This is a genomic window from Binatus sp. (SeqCode), assembly GCF_050013435.1.
Lineage (GTDB): Bacteria > Desulfobacterota > Binatia > Binatales > Binataceae > Binatus.
Window position 1 is genome coordinate 1 of sequence record NZ_JBEKFG010000037.1, and the last position, 22,635, is coordinate 22,635.

Annotated in this window: 20 protein-coding genes; 18 read left to right on the top strand and 2 right to left on the bottom strand. The window is 62.3% G+C overall.

Annotation, left to right across the window (positions count from 1 at the left end; genetic code table 11):
* Positions 1–146: 146 nt before the first annotated feature.
* From ABSB13_RS09210 to ABSB13_RS09240, 7 genes are all read left to right on the top strand, one after another.
* The gene (locus ABSB13_RS09210; protein WP_428107589.1) at positions 147–1,397 is read left to right on the top strand and encodes an acyl-CoA dehydrogenase family protein; all 1,251 of its coding nucleotides are present in this window, start codon (positions 147–149) and stop codon (positions 1,395–1,397) included.
* 106 nt (positions 1,398–1,503) lie between these two features.
* Positions 1,504–2,394 (top strand): FTR1 family protein, encoded by an 891-nt coding sequence (locus ABSB13_RS09215; RefSeq protein WP_428107635.1) that lies wholly within the window; start codon positions 1,504–1,506, stop codon positions 2,392–2,394.
* 299 nt (positions 2,395–2,693) lie between these two features.
* Positions 2,694–3,296, top strand: a complete 603-nt coding sequence (locus ABSB13_RS09220) for a CBS domain-containing protein (RefSeq protein WP_428107590.1) — start codon at positions 2,694–2,696, stop codon at positions 3,294–3,296.
* Positions 3,297–3,392: 96 nt separating this feature from the next.
* Positions 3,393–5,096, top strand: a complete 1,704-nt coding sequence (gene polX / locus ABSB13_RS09225) for a DNA polymerase/3'-5' exonuclease PolX (protein ID WP_428107592.1) — start codon at positions 3,393–3,395, stop codon at positions 5,094–5,096.
* A 30-nt stretch (positions 5,097–5,126) separates the two neighbouring features.
* Positions 5,127–5,600, top strand: coding sequence for a CBS domain-containing protein (locus tag ABSB13_RS09230; RefSeq protein WP_428107593.1), 474 nt, complete (start codon positions 5,127–5,129; stop codon positions 5,598–5,600).
* A 15-nt stretch (positions 5,601–5,615) separates the two neighbouring features.
* The gene (glgP, locus tag ABSB13_RS09235; RefSeq protein WP_428107594.1) at positions 5,616–8,135 is read left to right on the top strand and encodes an alpha-glucan family phosphorylase; all 2,520 of its coding nucleotides are present in this window, start codon (positions 5,616–5,618) and stop codon (positions 8,133–8,135) included.
* 69 nt (positions 8,136–8,204) lie between these two features.
* The gene (locus ABSB13_RS09240) at positions 8,205–8,945 is read left to right on the top strand and encodes an acetoacetate decarboxylase family protein (RefSeq protein WP_428107596.1); all 741 of its coding nucleotides are present in this window, start codon (positions 8,205–8,207) and stop codon (positions 8,943–8,945) included.
* 39 nt (positions 8,946–8,984) lie between these two features.
* Here the strand turns inward: ABSB13_RS09240 and ABSB13_RS09245 are convergent, their stop codons facing one another.
* A complete protein-coding gene (locus ABSB13_RS09245) occupies positions 8,985–9,776 on the bottom strand; it encodes an SDR family NAD(P)-dependent oxidoreductase (RefSeq protein ID WP_428107597.1) in 792 nt (263 codons plus the stop codon).
* A gap of 283 nt (positions 9,777–10,059) precedes the next feature.
* Here ABSB13_RS09245 and ABSB13_RS09250 point away from each other — a divergent pair, with 283 nt between their 5' ends.
* The 4 genes from ABSB13_RS09250 to ABSB13_RS09265 are packed head-to-tail and all read left to right on the top strand — an operon-like array spanning position 10,060 to position 13,114.
* Positions 10,060–10,848, top strand: a complete 789-nt coding sequence (locus tag ABSB13_RS09250) for a nitroreductase family protein (protein WP_428107598.1) — start codon at positions 10,060–10,062, stop codon at positions 10,846–10,848.
* Positions 10,849–10,903: 55 nt separating this feature from the next.
* Positions 10,904–11,260, top strand: a complete 357-nt coding sequence (locus ABSB13_RS09255) for a hypothetical protein (protein WP_428107600.1) — start codon at positions 10,904–10,906, stop codon at positions 11,258–11,260.
* Positions 11,261–11,306: 46 nt separating this feature from the next.
* Complete coding sequence (locus tag ABSB13_RS09260) at positions 11,307–12,278, top strand: CoA transferase subunit A (RefSeq protein ID WP_428107601.1); 972 nt, start codon at positions 11,307–11,309, stop codon at positions 12,276–12,278.
* Positions 12,275–13,114 (top strand): CoA-transferase, encoded by an 840-nt coding sequence (locus tag ABSB13_RS09265; protein ID WP_428107602.1) that lies wholly within the window; start codon positions 12,275–12,277, stop codon positions 13,112–13,114. Before ABSB13_RS09260 ends, ABSB13_RS09265 begins: the two co-directional genes overlap by 4 nt.
* Before the next feature lie 90 nt (positions 13,115–13,204).
* Here ABSB13_RS09265 and ABSB13_RS09270 read toward each other — a convergent pair whose 3' ends face one another.
* Positions 13,205–14,455 (bottom strand): thiolase family protein, encoded by a 1,251-nt coding sequence (locus ABSB13_RS09270; RefSeq protein ID WP_428107604.1) that lies wholly within the window; start codon positions 14,453–14,455, stop codon positions 13,205–13,207.
* Positions 14,456–14,606: 151 nt separating this feature from the next.
* Between ABSB13_RS09270 and ABSB13_RS09275 the strand changes: the two genes are divergently transcribed.
* The 7 genes from ABSB13_RS09275 to menH are packed head-to-tail and all read left to right on the top strand — an operon-like array spanning position 14,607 to position 22,618.
* Positions 14,607–15,971, top strand: a complete 1,365-nt coding sequence (locus ABSB13_RS09275) for an MmgE/PrpD family protein (RefSeq protein ID WP_428107605.1) — start codon at positions 14,607–14,609, stop codon at positions 15,969–15,971.
* Between the two features lie 27 nt (positions 15,972–15,998).
* Positions 15,999–17,135, top strand: coding sequence for an NAD(P)/FAD-dependent oxidoreductase (locus ABSB13_RS09280; RefSeq protein WP_428107606.1), 1,137 nt, complete (start codon positions 15,999–16,001; stop codon positions 17,133–17,135).
* A gap of 50 nt (positions 17,136–17,185) precedes the next feature.
* Positions 17,186–17,941 carry a MerR family transcriptional regulator gene (locus ABSB13_RS09285; RefSeq protein ID WP_428107608.1) on the top strand — a complete coding sequence of 252 codons (756 nt, stop codon included), beginning with the start codon at positions 17,186–17,188 and terminating at the stop codon, positions 17,939–17,941.
* A 2-nt stretch (positions 17,942–17,943) separates the two neighbouring features.
* Positions 17,944–18,627, top strand: coding sequence for a ubiquinone/menaquinone biosynthesis methyltransferase (locus tag ABSB13_RS09290; RefSeq protein ID WP_428107610.1), 684 nt, complete (start codon positions 17,944–17,946; stop codon positions 18,625–18,627).
* A gap of 21 nt (positions 18,628–18,648) precedes the next feature.
* Complete coding sequence (locus tag ABSB13_RS09295; RefSeq protein WP_428107611.1) at positions 18,649–19,980, top strand: isochorismate synthase; 1,332 nt, start codon at positions 18,649–18,651, stop codon at positions 19,978–19,980.
* Positions 19,964–21,757, top strand: coding sequence for a 2-succinyl-5-enolpyruvyl-6-hydroxy-3-cyclohexene-1-carboxylic-acid synthase (gene menD / locus ABSB13_RS09300; RefSeq protein WP_428107613.1), 1,794 nt, complete (start codon positions 19,964–19,966; stop codon positions 21,755–21,757). Before ABSB13_RS09295 ends, menD begins: the two co-directional genes overlap by 17 nt.
* Positions 21,758–21,769: 12 nt before the next feature.
* Complete coding sequence (gene menH / locus ABSB13_RS09305) at positions 21,770–22,618, top strand: 2-succinyl-6-hydroxy-2,4-cyclohexadiene-1-carboxylate synthase (RefSeq protein ID WP_428107614.1); 849 nt, start codon at positions 21,770–21,772, stop codon at positions 22,616–22,618.
* Positions 22,619–22,635: the final 17 nt, after the last annotated feature.

Consider the following 22,635-nt stretch of genomic DNA (forward strand, 5'->3'; position numbering starts at 1 on the left):
TCCAAGCCATCGAAGCGAACGTCCGCTGCTCACTCATCACTCCACCTCCGCACCCATCCATCGATCAACTTCATTCTACCTATATCGATCTACCTATATCGATCGACTTGTGCAGAGGTTCCCTAGCAGGCTGCGGGAGGTTGGCAATGGACGCTTACATGGAGATCGACCGTAACATCCCCGCGGACCTTCGCGCGCTCAGGGAAAACGTCCACCGCTTTGCCAAAGAGGTGCTGCGGCCGGCCGCAACGGAACTCGACCGCCTGCCCGACCCGCAAGATGTCATCGCGCCCGGCTCTGCGCTTTGGACCTTCATGCGCCGGGCGTATGCGCTTGGCTATCACACCGCTTCTTTCCCCGAAGCAATCGGCGGGCTCGGCCTTCATGGGCTTGGGATGCAGATCTTCCTGGAAGAGCTCGGATGGGGCAGCGCCGACCTCGCGATCAGCCTCGGCGTCGCGGGCGCTCCGTTTGGCGCGCTGGCGGTTACCGGAAATCCCGAACTGATCGACACTTTCGTCAAGCCCTTCGTCGCCGACCGCGACGCCCGCTTTATCGGATCATGGCCGGTGACCGAGCCGAATCACGGCTCGGATTGGGCGATGTTTCTTGCGAGCGAAGGTGAAGCGAACCGCTCCGGCCGCGCCACCATCCGGCGCGAGGGCGACTCCTACGTGGTCCACGGCCAGAAGGCGGCGTGGGTTTCCAACGGCACGATTTCGACACACGGAATCGTGTACCTGATGGCGCCGCCGATGGGCGGCCAGCCGGCCGGGGGCGTGGTCGCGTTCATTCCGTTCGATCTGCCGGGCGTCTCCAAGGGAAAACCGCTCAACAAGATTGGCCAGCGGGCGCTCAACCAGGGCGAGATCTTCTTCGACAGCGTGCGCATCCCGGACCGCTACGTGCTCGCCACGCCCGAGGCCTTCCCGATGGTGGCGGCAATTACGCTGACCAACGCAAACAGCACGATGGCGGCGGTGTTCACCGGCGTTGCGCGCGCCGCCTTCGAGGCCGCGATGGACTACTCAAAGCAGCGCATCCAGGGCGGCAAGCCGATCTGCGAGCATCAACTCGTCCAGAAGCGCCTGTTCGACATGTTCACCCGGGTCGAGGCATGCCGCGCGCTGTCGCGGGCCGTGATGGTACACAACGATCCTCCGCCGGCAATTGACCTTGAGTATGCGATCGCGGCCAAGACCTTCTGCACCCAGGCCTCGTTCGAGATCGCTTCCGACGCGCTGCAGATCTTCGGCGGCAACGGGCTCAGCCGCGAGTACCCGATCGAGAAGATCTTCCGCGACGCACGCGCGTCTCTGATCGAGGACGGCACCAACGATGTCCTGAGCTTGACCGGCGCACTCCGGATCCTGGGTCTCAACCCAGCGCCTGTCTGATCGCGCCGCTGACCCGCGTACATCCCAGCCACGCAGCGTAACGCGCGGTTCAAGTTTTGCGGAGCCACCGGCAACGCAGAATTGATTGCTTCGATAAATTTCTTTCATCGCGGCGTCATTTTACCTTGTTAGCTTCGCAGCGCATTGCGGCCGGGCGCCAAAACTCCGGTGTTTTCAACGCTTTCGAGGTCTTGAAGAGGCATCAGCAAACGCCATGTCCCAATCCGCCATTCCCTACCTCCTTTATTCCCTGGGCATCCTGTTTCGCGAAGGGACGGAGGCGATACTCGTGATCGTTGCCCTGACAGCCGCCACCCGCCAGGCGGCCCGCCACGGCCATCGGCGCGACATTTTCGCCGGCGCGGCCGCGGCGATCGTCGCCAGCATCCTGCTCGCCATCGCGGCCAACTATCTGATCAGTGACGATGCCAGCGACACGCTCGAGGGCGTCTTTCAACTGCTTGCCGCCGCGACGCTCTTCTATGTCGTCTCGCGGCTGACCGCGAACAGTCGATCCGAGCGAATCGGCCTGCCGGCCCTAGCATTGGGGATGACCGCCTTTCTCGCCGTGGTGCGCAGGGGGGCGGACACGATAGTTTTCTTGCAGGCGCTTTCGGCAGGCGCGGCCGCGGGCGCCGAGCGCTATGCGATCGCCGTCGGAATCGCCGCCGCAGCGGTCGCGCTGGCCGCCCTTTTCGTCATAATCGATTGGAGCGCGCGTAAGATTCCGTCAGCGATGCTCTTCAAGACGACGTCGGTGATGCTCTACGCGATGGGATTGATCTTCATCGGTCAGGGCGTCGCGAGCCTGCAAGAGGCCGATTGGGTTGCGGCAACTTTCGTCGACTACGTCCCGGCGCTCCCGGCGATCGGAATTTTCCCGACCGTGCAAACGCTTGGCGCGCAGGCAATCCTGCTGCTTGCCGCCACCGCGCTGCTCGCTCCGCGCTACGCGGCCGCCCGCGCCGCCGAGCGCGCCGCAATCGCCGCGGATTAGACGTGCTCCTGGCGGATTAAGCTTTCTCTTATAGGACTCAGCCCCGAGCCAACGGCGATTGTCGGGCGGACGGTAAAGCCGGTTTCGGTCATATATTCGGCCTATGGATAGGGCGTCATAGGTTATGGCCCGTGGCCCTTATTGAACGCGCGCGCGCCTGGGTCGCTGATCATTGTGACGGTCTCGTGAAGATGGGCCCGCCGCTTCGATTTTTTGCTCCAAAAGTGCTAGGCCTCTAGTTTACAGATCTAACTTCACAGCTCCGTCGTTTGTATGAGCGACTCGCTCAAGGAGCGCCAATGATTGTTGCCGAGCTGATGACCCCAAAGCCTGTGACTGTCGCGCCGAGTGACACGCTGGAAGCAGCACATGAGAGAATGGAAGCGGGCAGGTTCCGGCAGGTTCCGGTGGTGGATAAGGAAAGACTAGTCGGTATTCTGACCGACCGTGACACACGCCAGTATCTCGGGCAGCTGGCTTACACGCGGGTCGATGCGGTCATGAGCAGCCATCCATTTTCGGTTCATCCTTCCACCCCGGTCGAGAAAGCCGCTCACCTGATTATAACCAACAAAATTGGTAGTCTTCCCGTGGTCGAGGATGGCAAGCTGGTCGGCATCATAACCGCCACCGATATGCTGCGGGCGCTGGAGGCCATACTCGGAGATGCTTCCGAGGGCAGTTCCAGAATCGATCTCGATCTGGAGGGCTCCGGAGAGATAGAGGCCGCAACCAGCCTCGTTCAGGCGATTTGTCCTCTGCTCGGTGTCGGGACGTACCAGCGAAAGCGAAATCACCCGGCACATGAGATTCTATTCGTGCTGGTTCCTTCGACCAGCGCGCAAAGCGCGGCACACGCGTTGAAGGAGTACGGCTTCAAGGTCCTTGCCGTCCATCACTGAGATGGCGATAACCCTGGACAAGAGGCGATCGGCTTTGTAGGCAGTCCGGATCTTGACTGTGCAAGAGCTCCACCATCGCGACGAGATACAGTGACGATGGAAAACGACGAAGTCGCCAACGTCCTCGACGAGACCGCCAGTATGCTCGAGCTGGCGGGCGAGAATTTCTTTCGCGTACGGGCCTACCGCAACTCCGCCCGGACGATTCGCGATCAAACGGCGCAGGTCGCCAGTCTAAGCAAGGAACAGATCGACGATATTCCCGGTATCGGGGCCGATCTGGCGGGAAAAATAACGACGATCGTTCAGACCGGCGACCTGCCATTGCATCGCGAGTTGGCCTCAAAGTTCCCGCCCCAGCTCCTCGAACTGAGAGATATTCCAGGCTTGGGTCCCAAGCGCTTAAAACTTCTGATCGACCTCCTGCAGATTCGCGGCCGCGACGATCTCGATAAAGCCGTCAAGTCCGGAGCGATCCGCAAAATCCCCGGCTTTGGACCGAAGATAGAGGATCGAATCCGCGAATCATTGCTCCGGCGCGAGACCGGTCAGGGAAAGCGAATGCTGTATGCGGAGGCGACGCGAATCGCCGCGCAGATCGAAGCCTACTTGCGAAAATGCACGGCAGTCCGCGAGTTCGAGCTGGCCGGCAGCTTTCGGCGGCGGCGTGAGACCGTCGGCGATCTCGACGCGGTTGCCGCCGCTGCTGACTGCGCCGCGGTCATGAAGCATTTCAACGCCTTCCCCGGTATCACCGAGGTAATCGGCTCGGGCGAGACCAAGACCAGCGTCGTACTCAAAGGCGGTCTGCAGGTGGACCTGCGCGCAGTCGCTGCGAAGAGTTTCGGCGCGGCGCTCACCTATTTCACCGGATCCAAGTCCCACTGCGTGCATCTGCGGCGCATCGCCCAGGCGCGCGGACTCTTGCTCAACGAGTACGGACTCTTTCGCAACGATGACGTCATCGCGAGCAGGACGGAAGAAGAGATTTACCGCGCCCTGGGGCTTGCATGGGTGCCACCGGAGCTGCGCGAGGACCGCGGCGAAATAGAAGCAGCAGCGTCCGGCAAGCTGCCCAAATTGATTGAGCGCAAGAACCTTCGCGGCGACCTTCACACCCATTCTCTGTACACCGACGGACGCGCATCGATCGAAGATATGGTGCGTCAAGCTCGTGAGAACGGTCTGGAATATGTTGCAATTACCGATCACTCTCGCCACCTGGCGATGGCCCATGGCCTCGATCCCAAGCGCTTGCACGAGCAAAAGCGGGAAATCGAACGAATCAGGAAAAAACTCCCCGGCATCACGCTGCTTCAGGGCATCGAGGTCGACATCCTGGACGATGGCAGGTTGGATTTGCCCGCCGATGCGCTGAGCGAGCTCGACTGGGTAGTCGCTTCAGTCCATTACAAGCTCGAACAAAATCCCGTCGAGATGACGCGCAGACTGATCAAGGCGATTCGCAATCCCAACGTCGATGTAATTGGACATCCAAGCGGCCGCCTGCTCGATCGTCGCCAGCCCAGCAAGTTCGATTTCAGTGAAATCCTCCGGGTCGCCCGCGAGGAGGGTTGTGCGATGGAAATCAACTCCCAGCCCGAGCGCCTGGACCTGACCGACACTGCCTGCATGGCGGCCAAACAGGCCGGCGTCAAGCTCGTCATCTCAAGCGACGCGCATTCGACTCGCGATTTAGCGTTGCTCGATTACGGCGTCAATCAGGCGCGGCGCGGCTGGATCGAAAAAGAAGACGTTCTCAACACCCGGGGGCTTCGAAATCTGCGGCCCCGCCACTGAATCACCGCTGTGTACTTCGGAGAGACGCCGATGAAAGTTGAACAGATCATGAATCGTGCCGTCAAAACCTGCCGTCCGCAAGATTCGCTGAACAAGGCGGCGCAAATAATGTGGGAAGAGCCTTGCGGGGCTGTTCCGGTGGTCGATGACCAACGCAGACCGATCGGCTTTCTGACCGACCGGGACGTCTGCATGGCCGCCTATACCCAAGGCAGGCCGCTGAAGGAGATACGGGCTGAGAAAGCCATGTCCCACAAGGTCGTATCCTGCACAACTGAGGACGAGCTGGGTTCCGCAGCGCAACTGATGCGGCAGCACCGTACACGCCGGCTTCCGGTCGTCAATCGGGACGGAGCATTGGTCGGGTTGCTATCGCTGGACGATCTCGCCTGCGAAGCTGCCAGATCGCTGCGCGGCGGGGTGAATGACGAACTGAGAAGCCTGGTGCTGGAAGTGCACCTGTCGATTAACCGCGGGCGCGTGCGCCTAAACCCGCCTGTTTAGAGTGAAGGGGCACGAATGCCGGACCTGCATCAGACTCTGCAGGAGTCAGAATCCGAAGATCTCGGCGCGTTGGTCGAGTTGGCTCTGGACCTGCGAAATTGCTGGAACCACTCGACCGATCCGCTGTGGAGCAAGATCGAGCCGGAGCTCTGGACACTCACCCATAATCCGTGGGTCGTTCTGCAAACTTGCTCCCGGACCCGACTTGAGTCGCTCCGCAGCAATCCGGAATTCCGGGATCAGGTTAAGGAGCGACTGGAAAAACAGCGCCGCGCTCTCAAAAGCCCTGCATGGTTCCAGCACGCTCATAGTAACCCGCCATTAAATTGCGTCGCCTACTTCAGTATGGAGTTCGGGCTCAGCGAAGCACTCCCCATCTACTCGGGCGGGCTGGGCAATGTCGCCGGCGATCAGTTAAAAGCCGCCAGTGACCTCGGCGTTCCGCTCATCGCTGTCGGGCTTCTCTATAGCCAAGGCTATTTTCGCCAGATCATCGACGCCGACGGAAGCCAACGCGCATCATACCCCTACAACGACCCTGGCCAGATACCTGTAACCCCCGTGCGCAATAAGGATGGCGAGTGGCTCAGGCTGAGCGTCAAATTGCCTGGCCAGAAACTGTGGCTGCGTGCCTGGCAGGCACAAGTCGGCCGACTGAGACTTTATCTGCTCGATAGCAACGACCCGGCCAACGCGCCGGCCTATCGCGGCATCACCAGCGAACTCTACGGCGGCGGACCTGAACTCAGGTTGACGCAGGAACTGGTGCTCGGGATCAGCGGCTGGCGGCTTTTGCGCGCCCTCGGGATCAAACCGGAAGTTTGCCATCTGAACGAAGGACACGCGGCATTCGCGGTGCTGGAGCGCGCACGATGCCTTATGGAAGACACCGGTCAACCCTTCGAAAACGCGCTGGCCATATCACGGGCCGGCAATCTTTTTACAACCCACACGCCCGTTGAGGCCGGCTTCGATCGCTTCGCTCCCGCTTTGATAAAACGTTTCCTCGGGCGCTACGCCGAAGAGCAGCTTCACATAGACCTTTCGCGTCTCCTGGCGCTGGGCCGCCTGCATCCGGACCAACAGGATGAGCCCTTCAACATGGCCTACCTGGCCATTCGTGGAAGCGGAGCAATCAACGCCGTCAGCCGCCTGCATGGCGTCGTGAGCCGGCGAATTTTCCAGCCTCTCTTTCCCAGTTGGCCCCAAGCCGAGGTGCCGGTCGAACATGTCACCAACGGAGTCCACACCCCGACTTGGGATTCCGCGGCTGCCGATGCGCTATGGACGGAAACCTGTGGCCGCGAGCGTTGGCGCGGGACCATGGAGACGGTCGGCGCTGATATACGCCGCGCCTCGGACAGCGCGCTGTGGGAACTTCGCGCCAAGCATCGGGTCGAATTGGTTCGCTTCGTGCGAGAACGGCTAGCCAGTGAGCTTGCCTCTCGTGGCAAAGATCCTAGAGCCGCGGAGAGTATTTTCGATCCAGGCACCCTGACGCTGGGCTTTGCCCGCCGCTTTGCAACATACAAGCGCCCCAATCTGCTCCTGCACGACCCGCAACGCCTCGTTTCCATTCTGACGAATCCACAACGGCCGGTTCAGCTGGTGATGGCCGGCAAGGCCCACCCGCAAGACATCGCCGGCCAGGCGCTGGTCAAGGCCTGGGTTAATTTCGTCCAGCGGACGGACGTGCGGCGCCACGCGGTCTTTCTCAGCGACTACGACCTGGTACTGGCCGAGCGGCTGGTACAGGGCGCTGATCTATGGATCAACACTCCTCGCCGGCCTTGGGAGGCATGCGGCACCAGCGGAATGAAAGTACTCGTCAATGGTGGCCTCAATTTGTCGGAGCTGGATGGTTGGTGGGCCGAAGCATACTCGCCCCAAGTCGGCTGGTCATTGGGCAATGGCCAGGAGCATGGCGATGACCCGGGCTGGGACGCGGCCGAAGCGGAAGAACTCTACGATACTCTGGAGAAGAAGGTCATTCCGGCGTTCTACAACCGCGACAACAATGGCCTCGCCATCGAATGGGTCACACGAATGCGTGAAAGTATGTCACGCTTGACCCCGCTCTTCTCGGCCAATCGGGCGGTGCGCGAGTACACGGAGAAATATTATCTCCCTGCTGCTGCGGCATATCACGAGCGGGCAACCGACGAAGGCGCCTACGGCAGATCCCTGCTCCAATGGAAACAAGAGTTGGCCGAGCACTGGGCGTCGCTGAGATTCGGTGAGCTTCGTGTCGAGAGCTCTCCACAAAAGCACTCACTGCGGGTTGAGGTGCATCTAGGAGAGCTGCGCGCCGACTGCGTGCGCGTACAGCTTTATGCAGATCCGCTCGACTCTGAGCCCCCGTTTCTACTGGAAATGACGCCCAGCGACAGCCCCGAGCCTTCTAACGCGTGGCGCATCTATGCCGCCGATGTCCCCGCTTCGCGTCCGGCATCGGACTACACACCTCGCATCGTTCCATCGCATTGCGGAGCGAGGATTCCACTCGAGGACGCGCACATCCTGTGGCGCCACTAGTTCGCGCGCTTGTTCAAAATTCGAACGAGTGCCACAAGTATTAAAATCCCGCTCCCGGAGGATCGCAGTATGGCCAAACACGGACGCCTCAATCTTGGCAATGCAGAATACTCGATGCCGGCGGACGCCGCCGCGTATCAGCGCCCGCCATTCTACTATCGCAACACTCGCTCGATCGTGGTCGCATTCGAAACTGACCTCGAAGCCGCGCTGCAGGCATTGCCGGCGCCGCTGACGCTGAGCGAGCCGGCCACCGCGATACTTTCGTTCTACGAATATCCGTGGACCACTTTGGGTCCTTACAACGAAGCGATTCTTTCGGTTCTGGTCGAGCACAAGGGCCGCCCGATGAACTACGTCATGCACATCGCGGTGACGACCGAGCCGCCGATGCTGGCCGGGCGCGAAATCTGGGGTTTTCCGAAGAAGCTCGCGCAAATTGAATTCAAAAACGATCGCGACATGATTTATGGAACGCTCGAACGTCCGGCAAGCATCCGCCTTGCCAGCGCGATCGTTCGCCCGGAACGGCCGGCCGGCAACGGGCATTCCGCCGCGCCGCCGCCGGTCAGCATGCGCCTGATTCCTTCCCCCGAAGAAAACGGGCGTCCGTTATGCGCTGAGATCATCGAGACGCACATCGAGACCAGAGTAATCGAGGCGTGGACCGGCGTCGGCTCGATCGCTTTCGCGGAGAGCTCGCGCCTGGACCCGTGGAACCGGCTGCCGGTCAAGCGGGTGATTGCAGCAAGCTACATGCTTAGCGACATGACGCTCGGCTTCGGAAAGGTGATCGATCACCTGGAATAGAGCGAGGCGGTGCGCGCCGCGGTGTGCTATCCAACCCCGCTAAATCATGAAGCCGCCGTCAACGCTGATGACCTGTCCGGTCACCGCGCTGGCGGCGTCGGATGCGAGCAGCGCCGCCATCGCGCCCAATTCATCGGGCTCGACGATTCGCTTCTGAATGTTCTGGCTCTCGGCGAATCGTTTGGCGTCGCCCGCACTCACCCCCATCATCGCGCCCAGGATGTTCCAGTCCACCATCCTGGTGTTGGTCCATCCGGGGCATAGCACGTTCACATTGATGCCGTGCGGGGCGGCGGCATAAGCAAGCGAGCGCGTGAAACCGATGAGGCCGTGCTTCGCGGCCGAATAGGCCAGCGGTCCGCCGCCGTTTTTCGCATAGCCGGAACCGATGCTGATGATGCGCCCCCACTTCTGTTTGATCATGTAGGGGAGCGCGGCATGGGTCGCATAGAATGCCTGGGTCAGGTTCAGGAACAGGTTGTCCTCGAACGCACGCGGGTCATGATTGAGCGGATCGAGGTGCAGTGGGTTCTCCGCGATCACGCCGCCCGCGTTGTTGATCAGAATTTCGAGACCGCCGAGTTTGCGCGCAGCCTCATCGACGCCGGCGGTAATCTGCTCGCGGCTCATCACGTCGATGATCACCGCGAAGCCGCGCTGCCCGCGCTCCTTTATCTCGCTTGCGACCGCGTCCAGCTCGCCCTGCGAGCGAGCGGCGACCGCGACCTCCGCGCCCGCGTCTGCCAGCGCAAGCGCCATCGAGCGGCCGATCCCGCGGCCGCCGCCCGTTACCAGTGCACGCCTTCCATGCAGATCGATCAGTTGTTTCATTTTCGCGCAGGCTCCACTTGTCGAATGAGGCTTTCCCGGGTTGAATCGTTTTGTCTCATCTATCCGCGCAGCTTTGCAAATGGACGCAGCGCCCGCAGTGCCAGTATGCCGGCCGCCTCCGCATTCAACGCCTGATCGGGATCGTAGCGCTTGTCGGCGCGACTGCGGTCGGCGTAAGCTTCCGCCGGGCAGTGGCGCCGGGCTGGTGAAATTGCGGCAAACAGAATCTGATGCGGTGGGCCTCACGTCCCAGAGCGGCCTTTTTTAGCTGGAGGAATAGTCGATGGAATTCAAAGAAGTAGTAGGACGGCGCCGATCGATCCGTTACTTCCAATCGTGGCGCAACGTCGAACGCGAGAAGATTCAGATCATGCTGGAGGCGGCGCGGCTCGCGTCATGCGCGGTCAACGCGACCTTCCTAAAAGCGATCGTCATGATCCGGGACAATATCCCCCGCGAAACACTCGACGCGCTCAAGACTCCGGTCTCCGCACTCACCATCGAGCTGGCCCCGGTGCACATCTACACTTACGTCGATATGGGGGCGTACAAGGGCGCTCAGGCGCGGCTGAAGAAGCTGGTCGATGTCGGCGCGTTGAATGCGACCCACGGCTGGAGTCACAAGTTCGTCGATGATTTCGTTTGGCCCAACATTCTCAAGCCGCTGGCCGAAGGCTCGAACCTGCCATCGGTGGCTGCATCCGCCGCGTCGGACGCCGGCATCGCGATTTGCCAGGCGATGCTCGCTGGGGTTGACGAGGGACTTGGCGTCTGCCTGACCGCCTTTCAGCACGACGCGATCAACAAGCTGGTCAAGGCGCCCAAGGACTGGCTTCCGCTATGGGTGCTGCTGGTCGGTTATCCGGCGGAGTCGTGGGAAGCAGGCGGACAGCGTCCGCGTCCGCCGCTGGAAGAGATCTTCTTCGAAGGCGAATACGGAAAACCATTCAAGGGCGATCCCAAGGTGACCGAGCGGATGAAGGCGGCGAAGATGATCCAGGCGCAGGCGCCGCTGCCGTGGCGAAAAGAGGAAATCAAGGCGCTCGCGAGGATGTTCGGTCTTCCCGAGTAAGCTGCCTCGAACCGCGCAATCGACCGATAGAACTACGCACCGCTCGAAAATAACGATGGCGTCAATAAATAAACCGCTCGAAGAGTACGACTCGGTCAAGACCTGGTACCAGGGACTGCGCGAGCAATCGGGCATCGAGCCCAACGAGGATAAATCGAGGCTCGCACTGCTTGCCGAGTTCTGCGCCACGCTCGAACTCGACCCCGACGAGATCGTCGCCGCCTGCCTGCTGAGGAAAGAGGGCAAGGAAACCAAGATCAGCATAAAGGGCAGGCGCTCGATGGCGGAACGGATAACCGATTTTCAGGCGCAAGGCGGCGCCGAAGGCCGCGAGCGGGCCAAGCGTGGAAACGCCGTCCGAAGTTTCCTGATTCACAACGGCATCCAGCTGCAGTCCGGGATCCAAATCTGAACCGCAGCGATGCCGGCAATTCGAGAGGTTCGGGAGAATTGAGCCAATGCGAATTCTGGAAGAAGGCAAAGCCGACTATCTGAAAGTCGATCCCGATGGTTATCGGGCGAGCGTGCGGGACAATAAACCGCATCAGATGGTCTCGAAGTTGATGACCCACAAAGAGGCGGTCGAGCGCTTCGTACGCGACGGCGACTACCTCGCATACGACTGCAACTACTTTCAGCGCGGACCGTCGTCGCTGATTCGCGAGATCGTCCGCCAGCGCAAAAAAAATCTATGGCTGTGCGGCAAGTTCACCTATGTCGCATGCGCGATCCTGGTTGAAGCGGGATGCGCCGATCGGATCGACATCGGATTCATCGGCTTCGGCCCGTGGATCGCGCGCGCGGTGCGCGAAAAGAAGTGCACCATCTACGAGTACTCCAATGCGGTGATAACGCTGCGCCTGAAGGCTGGTGCGATGGGGATACCTTTCATGCCGGCGCGCAGCTTCGGCGGGACCGACGGATTTCAGCATTCAGGCTGCAAAATCGTCGAAGACCCCTTCACCGGAAAACCGGTTCTGATTGTCCCGGCGCTCAATCCCGATGTCTCGATCATCCACGTTCATCAGGCCGACGAGTTCGGTAACGCGCGCGTCTTCGGCACCGGCATCGCGCATGCGGAATGCGCGCTCGCGTCCAAGCGAGTGATCGTGTCCGCCGAAGAGATCGTCTCGACCGATGAATTCCGGCGCGATCCGGCGCGCACCTCGATCGCGCACTTCACCGTGGACGCGGTCGTGCACGCCCCGTTCGGCGCCTACCCGGGAACGGTGCAGGGATACTACGCGTCGGATCCAATGGGAGTCATCGAAGCGATGGGCGCGATGTTCCGCGGCGATTTCACCGAGTACCTCAAGAAACACGTGTACTCGGTGGGTTCGCACGATGAGTACCTGCAGAAAGTCGTCGGAACCGAAAAACTCGCCGAGATCCGCCGGCGCGAAACTATCCGGGAGGGCTATGCCTCGTGAGCACTCCAGCTACCGACTTCAATGAGCGCGAATTCGTCATCTGTCAGATCTCACGCCTGGTCGACGACAAGTACATCTACTGGGTTGGCGGCGGCGGCGAGCCGATGAACTCTGTCCTGCTCGCCAAGCGAATGAGCGCGCCCAACCTCCAGTACCTGACTGAGGACGGGTGCGTCGGGCCCGAGGCTCGGGTGCCGTTCGATCCGCTGATGACGATGATCAGCTCGCCCGCCAATTATCGCGCGCTTCAGTGGGGCACGATGAATTACGCGGCCGACCTCGCGCAACTCGGCTACGTCGATTACGGCATCCTCGCCACGCTTCAGGTCGATCGCTACGGAAACGTCAATTCCACCGTGGTCGGCAAATATGAAGGCGGCGAGGGCCGGCGCTTCGGGGGACCCGGCGGCGCCGACAGCATCGCAGCGCTCGCATGGCGCACAATCCTGGTGACCGATCAGCAGAAGCGCAAATTCGTCGATCGAGTGGACTTCATTTCGTCGCCGGGTTTTCTCGACGGTCCTGGCGCCCGCGAGCGCCACGGCCTTCCGCCCGGCACCGGTCCATGGCGGGTTTACACGCCGTGGGCGATGTTCGGGTACGGCGCCGATTGCCAGCTCATGATCCAGGCAATCGCGCCCTTCGTCACGCTGGAACAGGTGCTCGAGGAAATGAGTTTCAAGCCGGCGATCGCGCCCAAGCTGGAGATTCTCGAGGTGCCGACCGAAGAGGAACTGATGATTTTGCGCACGCAGATCGACGTGGGCGGCCAGGTCACGGACCGCGGGCGATGGATCGAGTTCAAGGACGGCAAGTACACCTTCGCCACGCCCTAGTTCATTTCGGCAGCCCCCGCTGAATCTTCGCAACGCAGATCGACCCGCAGGGGCGGGTCGATCATGCGGACAGCGCGTAATCCGCCCAGCTCAGATCCCGAGGACGTGAATCGACACCGCCGCTGCTTCGGCGCGAACCATGCCTCCGCCATTCTCGGTAAGCCCGACCTTCGGATTTTTGACCTGGCGCTTTCCGGCTTCGCCGCGCAACTGCCAGAAGATTTCGCAGATTTGCGCGACTCCCGTCGCGCCCACCGGATGACCTTTCGCTAGCAGCCCGCCTGACGTATTCACCGGGATGCGGCCGGAAATTTCGGTGACGCCCTCGTCGATCATCTTCCCGCCCTCGCCGGGCTTGCACAGCCCAAGTTCCTCATAGGTCATCAACTCGGCCGGCGCCGACGCATCATGCAGTTCGATCACGCTGAGATCTTCTGGACCAACCCCCGCCTTCTCGTAGGCCTGCTTCGCGACCCGGGGCACCACGCCCGGCTCGTCGAAGCCATGATCGGAGCCCGACGACAACAGCGAAGCGAGAACCTTGACCGGCTTGTTGGTATAGCGATGGGCCACCGATGAAGCGCACAGAATAGCCGCTGCGGCGCCGTCGCCTATGGGCGAACACATCAGCCGCGTGAGCGGGTCGGCCACCATCGGAGAGCTCAAAATATCCTCGAGGCTGTAAACCTCTTGATACTGCGCGTGCGGATTCAAGCTGCCGTTGCGATGGTTCTTCACCGCGATGCGTCCGAACTGCTCGCGGGTGGTGCCGTAGCGCATCATGTGCGCGCGGGCGCCCGCCGCGTAAAAGTCCATGAACATCGAGCGCGATTCTCCCGCTCCCCCCGCCTTCTTCGGCGCCTCGCCGCGAGCTTCGCGCTCGGCCTGGAGCCGGGCCTGTTGCGCGTTCATGTCGGCGAGCAGCTGCTGCACCAATTCCACATCGACGGCCCCGCTGAATCCCGCGAACGTACGTTTCTTATCCGCGTGGTAAAGCTTCTCCATGCCCAGCGCGAGCACCACGTCGTACATGCCCGAGGCGACGTACAGGTGCGCCAGATGAAACGCGGTCGAGGAACTGGCACAGGCATTCTCGCAGTTGACGATCGGGATGCCGCCGATGCCCATCTCGCGCAGCACGACTTGTCCGCGGATGCATTCCTGGCCGGTGATGAGGCCCGCGGCCGCGTTTCCGACGACCGCCGCCTCGATCTGTTTTTGCTCGATCCCGGCGCTCGAAAGCGCGCCATTTACCGCGTCACGCGCGAGAACCTTCATACTGGTGTCGAGATACTTGCCGAACTTGATCATGCCGGCGCCGACTATAGAAACTTCACGCATGTGAGCGATCTCCTTGTTGATGGGCGGGCTGTGCCCGCTTGGCGTGGACGATAACCCACCCTTGCGGCACCGGGCAAGCTGCAGAATGTGTGGTAGATTTTGCACGTATGAAAGGGTTCAACGCCTGGGCGATTCGACGGAGCGTGACCGCATGAGTACTTCAGCAACGCCGGAAAATTTCGCTGCCACACTCGGTTTGGTCCGTGCGGTTCGCGCCATGCGATGGGAACAGGCGCCGGAAGATGCGCGCGAGGTCGCACGCCACTGCATCCTCGATTTCCTCGGCGTCGCAATTGCCGGATCGCGTGAACCGCTGACGCAGATTCTCGTCGATGAGATCGTCAAGCCCGAAGGATCGTCTGAAGCCGGACTGATAGGGAGCAAGCGGCGCGCGTCGCGGCTGTCGGCAGCGCTGGTTAATGGGGCCGCGGCTCATGCGCTCGATTTCGACGACACCCACACGGTGATGGGCGGTCATCCGTCCGTCCCGGTGATCCCTGCGGTGCTCGCGCTGGCCGAGAGCGCAGGATCAAGCGGGCGCGACGTGCTCGAAGCGCTGCTCATCGGCATCGAACTGGAGTGCCGGCTCGGCGCATTGATCGGCGGACAGCATTACGCGATCGGATTTCACTCCACCGGCACCGTTGGAACTTTCGGCGCCGCGGCCGCATGCGCGCATATGTTGCGGCTCGACGAGGATGGATGGTTGCGCGCACTCGGGCTGGCGGGTACGCAAGCCGCGGGGCTCAAGTCGGGTTTCGGAACGATGGCGAAGCCGCTGCACGCGGGGCGCGCCGCATCCAATGGATTGTTCAGCGCACTCGCCGCGCGCGGCGGCTACACTTCCAATCCCGAAATTATCGAGACCGCGCAGGGATTCGCCGCTACGCACGCCGGCGCAGCACCATCGCGCGAAGTCCTCGATCGATTTGGCGGACGCTTCCTGATTCGTGACACGCTCTTCAAGTACCACGCCTCGTGCTATCTCACGCACGCGCCGATTAATGCGGCGCAACGGATTCGCGCCGAGCATCGCGTCGATCCCAATTCCATCGATGAAGTGGCGGTGCGCGTTCATCCCGCGCTTTTCGGCGTGTGCAATATCCAGGAGCCGAAGACCGGCCTCGAAGGGAAATTCAGCTTGCGCGCGACGACCGCGATGGCGCTGCTCGGGGAAGATACCGGCAATCTCGAGACCTTCACCGATGCAAGCGTGACGCAGGCGCGCGTGGTGTCCTTGCGCGATCGGATCCGCGTCGTGCGCGCCGAAAAGATTCCGACCACGAGCGCGACGGTCGTCGTCAAAAGCAACGGACGAGTTTTTCAAGCCGAAGCGGACTCGGGACAGCCGGCCTCCGACCTGGTTGCGCAGCGGGAGAATCTGACCCGGAAATTTATGACGCTTACCGCTCCGATTCTCGGCCGCCGCGATGCCGAAGCGTTGGCAAGTGCGGCTCTCCATGCGGATCAGCTCGCAACCGCTTCAAAGTTGATCGATCTGACGCAGGCCGGATAGACCGGTTCGGCGGCCCGGGTGGTGTCAATGCCAAACACAACCGAATTTGACGTGGTCATTATTGGAGGCGGCATCGCCGGCGCCTCGCTCGCCTACTTTCTGACCGAGCGCGGAGTGACCAACGTGGCGCTCCTGGAGCGAGAGGGCCAGCACGGCTATCACTCGACCGGCCGCAGCGCCGCAAGTCTCGTCGAGTTCGATCCGATCCCCGCCGTGCAGGGCCTCAAAGCGATGGGCGGGAAATTTTTGCGAAATCCTCCGCCCGGCTTCGCCGACAATCCCATCCTGATTCCCACCCCGGTGATGATTCTCTTTCGCCGGCCCATCTTGAACGTGTTCGAGCTCGTGGCTGGCGGACTGCGGCGGGACCGCGTGGCGTTCCAGGCGCTGAGTTGCGCCGCCGCGAAGGCTCGTGTGCCAGCCCTCCTCCTCGAGGAACCTGAGCGCGCGCTGATGCTCACCGCCTGCGGCCGCATCGACGTGCACGAACTGCTCACCAGCTATCTCCGTCACGCGCGCCGGCGCGGCGCTGTCGTTCGCACCGGGAGCGAAGCTCGCGCGATAGTGGTTGAGAACGGCCGCTGCCGCGCGGTCGTGACCGACGCAGGCACCCTTCACGCGCGATGCGTTGTCAACGCCGCCGGCGCGTGGGCCGGCCCGGTCGCGAACATGGCCGGTGCGATGCCGATACGGCTCGAACCTCGTCGCCGCACTATCGTCACCTTTGCTGCCGCGCCCGGCCTCGACGTGAGTGGATGGCCGTTCGTCATCAGCGAAAGCGATCAGCTCTACTTCGCGCCCGAGTCGGGCGGTTTGCTGCTGAGCCCGATGGATCAGGAACCCGTCCTTCCATGCGACGCTCAGCCTGACGACGAGGTTATTGCCGCCGCGCTCGAGCGTCTGCGCGCGCTCGCGCCCGCGATCGTGCCGCGCACTTTGAAGCGCAAATGGGCCGGGCTTCGCACATTCTCACCCGACTCGGTCCCCGTAGTTGGCGCCGATCCTCGCGTCGCGGGATTTTTCTGGCTTGCGGGTCAGGCCGGCTTCGGAATCGAGAGCAGTCCCGCCATCGGCCAAATCGCCGCCGATCTGATTGTCAGCGGCGCGACCAATAGATTCGACGCGTCCGTGCTGACGCCTGCGCGCTTCGCCGCTGACGCCTGACCAAATCTTTCTCTTGACTCCGTGAGCAATTACTCTAAGAGTTGATGCTCATGAAGTCGTACAGCTTGCCGGAATTGGTAAGGGCTTCCGCCTTGCCTGTGGATACCATCCGCTATTATCAGAGCCTCGGCCTGCTCGACGGTCCTCGCCGTCGCGGCCGCGCTGCCGTCTATAACGATTCACACCTCAAGCGCCTGCGCCTGATCCGGTCGATGTCCGCACGCGGACTTCCGCTAAAGGTGGTCAAAACCCTCATCAGCAGTCCGAAGAAGGATGTCGTCGATCGAGCGCTGGTCGCCGCCGTCAAGGAAACGGCTGGCGAGGCGCGTTACACCAGTACCCAATTCGCGGATCGGTTCGGGATTCCAAAGGGACTGCTCGATCTGGTGGACAGCTCCGAACTGCGCGAAGCGGTCGCCGGCGAGACCGGCAACAACCTTTATTCCGACGTCGATCTCGAGGCCACGCGCGGTGTCATGCGTTTGCTCGAACACGGCTTGCCCATCACCCGCCTGCTCGAGATTGCCGTCAAGCATCATCGTGCGACCGGGGATACGGTGGACGAGGCAATCGATCTTTTCAACGCGTATGTCCGAGGCCGCCGCAGGGACGGTGACGACGTCGAGGCAGTCGCCGACGCATTTCGCGAGATGTTGCCAATCGTAGTCTCTCTCGTCGCACAACACTTTCATCGCTTGCTGGTCGGACGCGCGCTGGCGCGGATCAAGGATAGCGGCGACAAGAAAGCCTTTCGCGTCGCGCAGCGCACGGCTGGAGAAGTCAGGCTTCGGCTCGCGCAGCGATGAATATGCCCGAAGCAAACGCCAAGGCGGCCGTGGTCGAGGCGATGTTCGATCGGATCGCCCCGCGCTACGACCTGATGAATCGCCTCATGACGTTCGGCATGGACCGGCGCTGGCGAAGGGACGCGGTCGAGGCGCTGGCGCTGCCGAGGGATTCTCGCGCGCTCGATTTGGCCTGTGGCAGTGGTGACTTCTGTGCCGACCTCGCGAGGATTGGCGTCCGCGTCGTGGGGCTGGATTTCTCGCACGAGATGCTGCGCGTGGCGCAGGTGAAACGCCGCTCCGCGTGTTCCAGCTTGATCCGTGCCGACGCACTCCGCTTGCCCCTGCGCGCCGGCTCCTTCGACGCGGTCGTGTCGGGCTTTTCGCTGCGCAATTTTGCGAATTTGGAAGACCCGTTTCGCGAATGTTTCCGCATCCTGAAGACCGGCGGAAAAATCGCGCTCCTCGAAGTGGATACTCCCGCCTCGCCCATCCTCCGCGCCGGGCATCGCATCTACTTTCACAAGCTCGTGCCGCTCGTGGGCCGGCTCGTCGATCGCGACGCATACGCATGGCTGCCGTCCTCCGTGACTTACCTCCCCGACGAGGCGCGCATGATGGCGATGCTCACCGACGCGGGGTTTCGCGATCTCAACAAGCGCCGCCTGCTCGGTGGCGCCGTTCAGCTCATCACCGGACACCGCTAGCCGTTAGGGAATTGTGTGGCGATGAATTATCCGGACTCGATTTTTTCCGAGACAGTTCCAGTCGATGAACCTGTCGATTTGCTCCGCGCGATCCGCGGCTGCGGCGCGGCCCCGCTCTTCTACTGGGAACGGCCCGACCACGGACTGACTATCGCCGCGGCGGGCGCAGTTGCGGAGTTTCGAGCATCGGGCGTCGGCCGATTCCGGGATGTCTCGGAGCGCTCCCGCGAGCTTCTCCGCTCGTTAAATCCAGGTCGTAGCGGTAATCCGGGCGGCGGTCCGTTGATGGTCGGAGGCTTTGGCTTTTCCGATCGCGCCTGCCAGGCGCACGAATGGCGCGAGTTTCCGCCCGCGTGGATCTTCCTGCCCAGGCTTTTGTGGGTTCGCCGTGGCGCGCTATGCACCCTGACTATGACCTGGGCAAAGGACGACCGGGACTCAGTCGATCGTCTCCTCGCGCGAGCGCTCCAGCCCCCACGCTCTTGTCATCGGTCTGAAGATCCGTCGCCACTTTTGGAACTCCGGCCATCGGCAACGACACCACTGGAGCGGATTGATTGGCGCGAGCGCGTCGAACGCGTCCGCTCACAAATCCTTGCCGGCGCGCTCAAAAAGGTCGTGCTGTCGCGGCGCCTGGCGATCGAAACCGCTTCGCCGATCGATCCTGCTCGTTTCATCGATTCAGCGCGCGCCGCGCGCCCCTCATGCGTCAACTTCTTCGTCAGCCCCGGGATTACCTCGTTCGTCGGTTCCACGCCTGAACGGTTGGTCGAGCTCGACGGAGAAACTGTCACCTCAAGCGCGCTGGCGGGGTCCGTGCCGCGCGGCGACAACCCTGAAGAAGATCGCGCGCTGGGCGATTCGCTGCTCGGTTCGGCGAAAAACCTCGAAGAGCACCAATATGTCGTCAATGCGCTCGCGTCGGCGCTCGAGCCCGTGGCTTCGCCGTTGAACGTTGCCGCGCAGCCGCGCCTGATGCTCTTGCCCGAGGCGCAGCATCTGTTCACCCGGATCGAGGGCCGCTTGCGTGAACCGCGCAGCGTCATCGAACTCGCCGGACTTCTTCACCCTACGCCCGCCGTATGCGGTGTGCCGCGCGAAGCTGCCCGCGCAATCATCGAACGCGAAGAACCGGAGCGCGGCTGGTACACCGGCGCCGTCGGTTGGATCGACGCCAAGGGCCAGGGTGAATTCGCGGTCGCGCTGCGCGCAGGCGTTATCGACGGCAGCAGGATGTACCTCTTCGGGGGCGCCGGGATCGTCGCGGGTTCCGACTCCGAAGCGGAATTTGCCGAGACTGAAAATAAGCTGACCGCCCTGATTGGGAGCACCCCCCTTGGAACCATCGCGTAATCCCAATAGCCACGCTGCCGCCATCATGATCGATGAGTTCGCGCGATCCGGCGTCGCCAACGCCTGCATCTCGCCCGGCTCCCGCTCCACCGCGATCGTCACCGGCCTGCTGCGTGCGCCCGCAATTCGGCCATGGGTGATCCTCGACGAACGCAGCGCCGGATTCTTTGCGCTCGGGATGGCGCGTGATACCTGCCGCCCCGTCATCCTCGTATGCACTTCGGGCACCGCCGCGGCCAACTACATGCCCGCCGTCGTCGAGGCTTCCCTGTCCAGGATTCCGCTGATCGTCATCACCACCGACCGTCCGCCCGAGGCGCGCGATTGCCGCTCCCCACAGACCATCGACCAGGTCAGGATGTTCGGGAGTCACGCGCGATGGAGCGTCGATCTCGCCACTCCCGTCGCGGGCCTCGACCTCGACAGCTATTACCGCACGATCGCTTGCCGCGCGTTCGCTACCGCGGCGGATATGCCGGCCGGACCGGTGCATCTGAACCTGCCGATGCGCGAACCGCTTATCGACGTGAACGAGGAACGCGAGGCGCTTGCACGCATCAACGAAAGTGAAAGCGAATTCGCGGCGGATGAATCGCGCTCGCCGTACACGCAGGTTTATCCCGCGCGCCCGAGTCTGCTGCCCGATTCGATTGGCGCGCTCGCCCACAAGCTGCGCGGCTGCGATCGAGGCCTGATAGTATCCGGTCCCGCCGCGCCGTCGCCGGATGCGGCCCGCTCGATTGCGCGGCTCGCCGCGCGGCTCAACTGGCCGATCCTCGCCGATCCATTGTCGGGTCTTCGTGCCGGCCATCACGACCGCTCGAGGATTGTCGATGCCTACGACGTCCTGCTTCGCGACCCGGCGTTTTGTGCGGCTAATCAGCCCGACGCCGTGATCCAGTTTGGCGATCCTCCCGTCTCCAAGTGCCTCGGACAATTTCTCGCCTCGCGACCGCGCCGATCCCACCTGATGGTCGCAGAGCCGGGAACCTGGCCCGATCCGCTTCAAATCGCCTCCGACGTAGCGCCGGTCGCGACAGTTGAACTGTGCGACGCGCTGTTCGAATCGCTTGATGACCCGCCGAAGATATCGCCGTGGCTCGATTCGTGGCTTGCGGCATCGGCGCGATCGCGCGCGGTGCTCGACGCGATGCTCGCCGATGAAACCACGATGTTCGAGGGCAAGGTCGTTGCCGAGCTGATGCGGCTGGCGCCGGACGGTTGCGCCGTGCATACCGGCAACAGCATGCCGGTGCGCGACTTCGATACTTTCGTCGGACAGTCGGACCGCGACACCGCGCTATTTTGCAATCGCGGCGCCAATGGCATCGACGGAGTGCTCGCAACTGCCCTGGGTGCGGCCGCCGCGCGAAAAGCGCCGACCATTCTCGTGCTCGGCGACTTGAGCCTGCTCCACGATATCGGCGCCCTGCAAATCGCGGCGCGTTACCCCGTCCATCTGCTCGTGACCGTGATTAACAATGACGGCGGCGGAATTTTCTCATTTCTGCCTCAGGCCGCGCTCGGCGACAGCTTCGAAACCTTCTTCGCGACACCGCACGGACTCGATTTCGAGCGGGCTTCCGCACTGGGCCGGGCACGATACGCGCGCGCCGGCTCGTGGAGCGAATTCAACGCCGCAGTCGGATACGCTCTCGATCATCCCGGCTTGCACTTGCTCGAGATTCGAGGCGATCGAGCCCACAACCTCGCGATGCATCGCGGGCTAATCGAGAAGGCGCTTACCCGGCTCCACGCCACAGCCCGTGAAAAGTGAAAAAATTATCCGATGAATCGTCGAGTTGAGATCGGGACTGCGACCGTCGAATTCAGCGACGAAGCTCCATCCGCGCTGTCGCCGCAGACCCCGGCGCGCGATCCTGTCGTCCTGCTGCACGGTTTCACCGGTAGCAAGGACAGTTGGCGCGATCTGCGCGAGCAACTCCGGACGGATCGGCGCGTCATCAGCATCGATTTGCCCGGGCACGGAGGCACCCGAGTCGGAATCGGCGTTGAAAATTATTCGATCGAGCGCGCGGCCGCGATGGTGATTCGGTTGCTAAACGACGTTCTCGCAGTCCCGCGCTTCTCGCTCCTCGGTTACTCGATGGGCGGCAGGCTCGCGCTGTTTATCGCGCTCAATTACGGCGCTCATATCAACCGGCTGGTGCTGGAAAGCGCTTCTCCGGGCCTCGCGGATTCCGCCGCTCGGGCAGCTCGAAGACACGCCGACGCGGAGCTGGCGGCGTTCGCCGAAAGCGCGGGAATCGAAGCGTTCGTCAAACGATGGGAGTCGATCCCGCTGTTTGAGTCGATGGCGCGGATGCCGGCCGAAAAGATCGATCGTCTGCGGCGCGAGCGGCTCGGCTGCTGCGTCGAAGAGCTTGCGCGAAGTCTCCGCGGGATGGGAACCGGTGCGCAGCCATGGCTCGGCGACGAATTACCGGCGCTGCGCATACCGACGCTGGCGATCGCGGGCGCGCTGGACTCGAAGTTCACCGCCATCGGCGAGCAAATGGCTGCTCTGGCCGGTGATGCGCGCTTTGAAGCGATCGACGGCGCGGGTCACGCACCGCATCTCGAACGTCCCCGCGAATTCAACCGCATCGTCGCCGATTTTCTTAACCGCAAATCGTAGAAAATAAAAACTTAATC

Excerpts from the sequence above, each read along its gene's own strand:
- ABSB13_RS09210 (WP_428107589.1), top strand. The coding sequence starts at position 147 with ATGGACGCTTACATGGAGATCGACCGTAACATCCCCGCGGACCTTCGC.
- ABSB13_RS09220 (WP_428107590.1), top strand. The coding sequence starts at position 2,694 with ATGATTGTTGCCGAGCTGATGACCCCAAAGCCTGTGACTGTCGCGCCG.
- polX (WP_428107592.1), top strand. The coding sequence starts at position 3,393 with ATGGAAAACGACGAAGTCGCCAACGTCCTCGACGAGACCGCCAGTATG.
- ABSB13_RS09230 (WP_428107593.1), top strand. The coding sequence starts at position 5,127 with ATGAAAGTTGAACAGATCATGAATCGTGCCGTCAAAACCTGCCGTCCG.
- glgP (WP_428107594.1), top strand. The coding sequence starts at position 5,616 with ATGCCGGACCTGCATCAGACTCTGCAGGAGTCAGAATCCGAAGATCTC.
- ABSB13_RS09240 (WP_428107596.1), top strand. The coding sequence starts at position 8,205 with ATGGCCAAACACGGACGCCTCAATCTTGGCAATGCAGAATACTCGATG.
- ABSB13_RS09245 (WP_428107597.1), bottom strand. The coding sequence starts at position 9,776 with ATGAAACAACTGATCGATCTGCATGGAAGGCGTGCACTGGTAACGGGC.
- ABSB13_RS09250 (WP_428107598.1), top strand. The coding sequence starts at position 10,060 with ATGGAATTCAAAGAAGTAGTAGGACGGCGCCGATCGATCCGTTACTTC.
- ABSB13_RS09255 (WP_428107600.1), top strand. The coding sequence starts at position 10,904 with ATGGCGTCAATAAATAAACCGCTCGAAGAGTACGACTCGGTCAAGACC.
- ABSB13_RS09260 (WP_428107601.1), top strand. The coding sequence starts at position 11,307 with ATGCGAATTCTGGAAGAAGGCAAAGCCGACTATCTGAAAGTCGATCCC.
- ABSB13_RS09270 (WP_428107604.1), bottom strand. The coding sequence starts at position 14,455 with ATGCGTGAAGTTTCTATAGTCGGCGCCGGCATGATCAAGTTCGGCAAG.
- ABSB13_RS09275 (WP_428107605.1), top strand. The coding sequence starts at position 14,607 with ATGAGTACTTCAGCAACGCCGGAAAATTTCGCTGCCACACTCGGTTTG.
- ABSB13_RS09280 (WP_428107606.1), top strand. The coding sequence starts at position 15,999 with ATGCCAAACACAACCGAATTTGACGTGGTCATTATTGGAGGCGGCATC.
- ABSB13_RS09285 (WP_428107608.1), top strand. The coding sequence starts at position 17,186 with ATGAAGTCGTACAGCTTGCCGGAATTGGTAAGGGCTTCCGCCTTGCCT.
- ABSB13_RS09290 (WP_428107610.1), top strand. The coding sequence starts at position 17,944 with ATGCCCGAAGCAAACGCCAAGGCGGCCGTGGTCGAGGCGATGTTCGAT.
- ABSB13_RS09295 (WP_428107611.1), top strand. The coding sequence starts at position 18,649 with ATGAATTATCCGGACTCGATTTTTTCCGAGACAGTTCCAGTCGATGAA.
- menH (WP_428107614.1), top strand. The coding sequence starts at position 21,770 with ATGAATCGTCGAGTTGAGATCGGGACTGCGACCGTCGAATTCAGCGAC.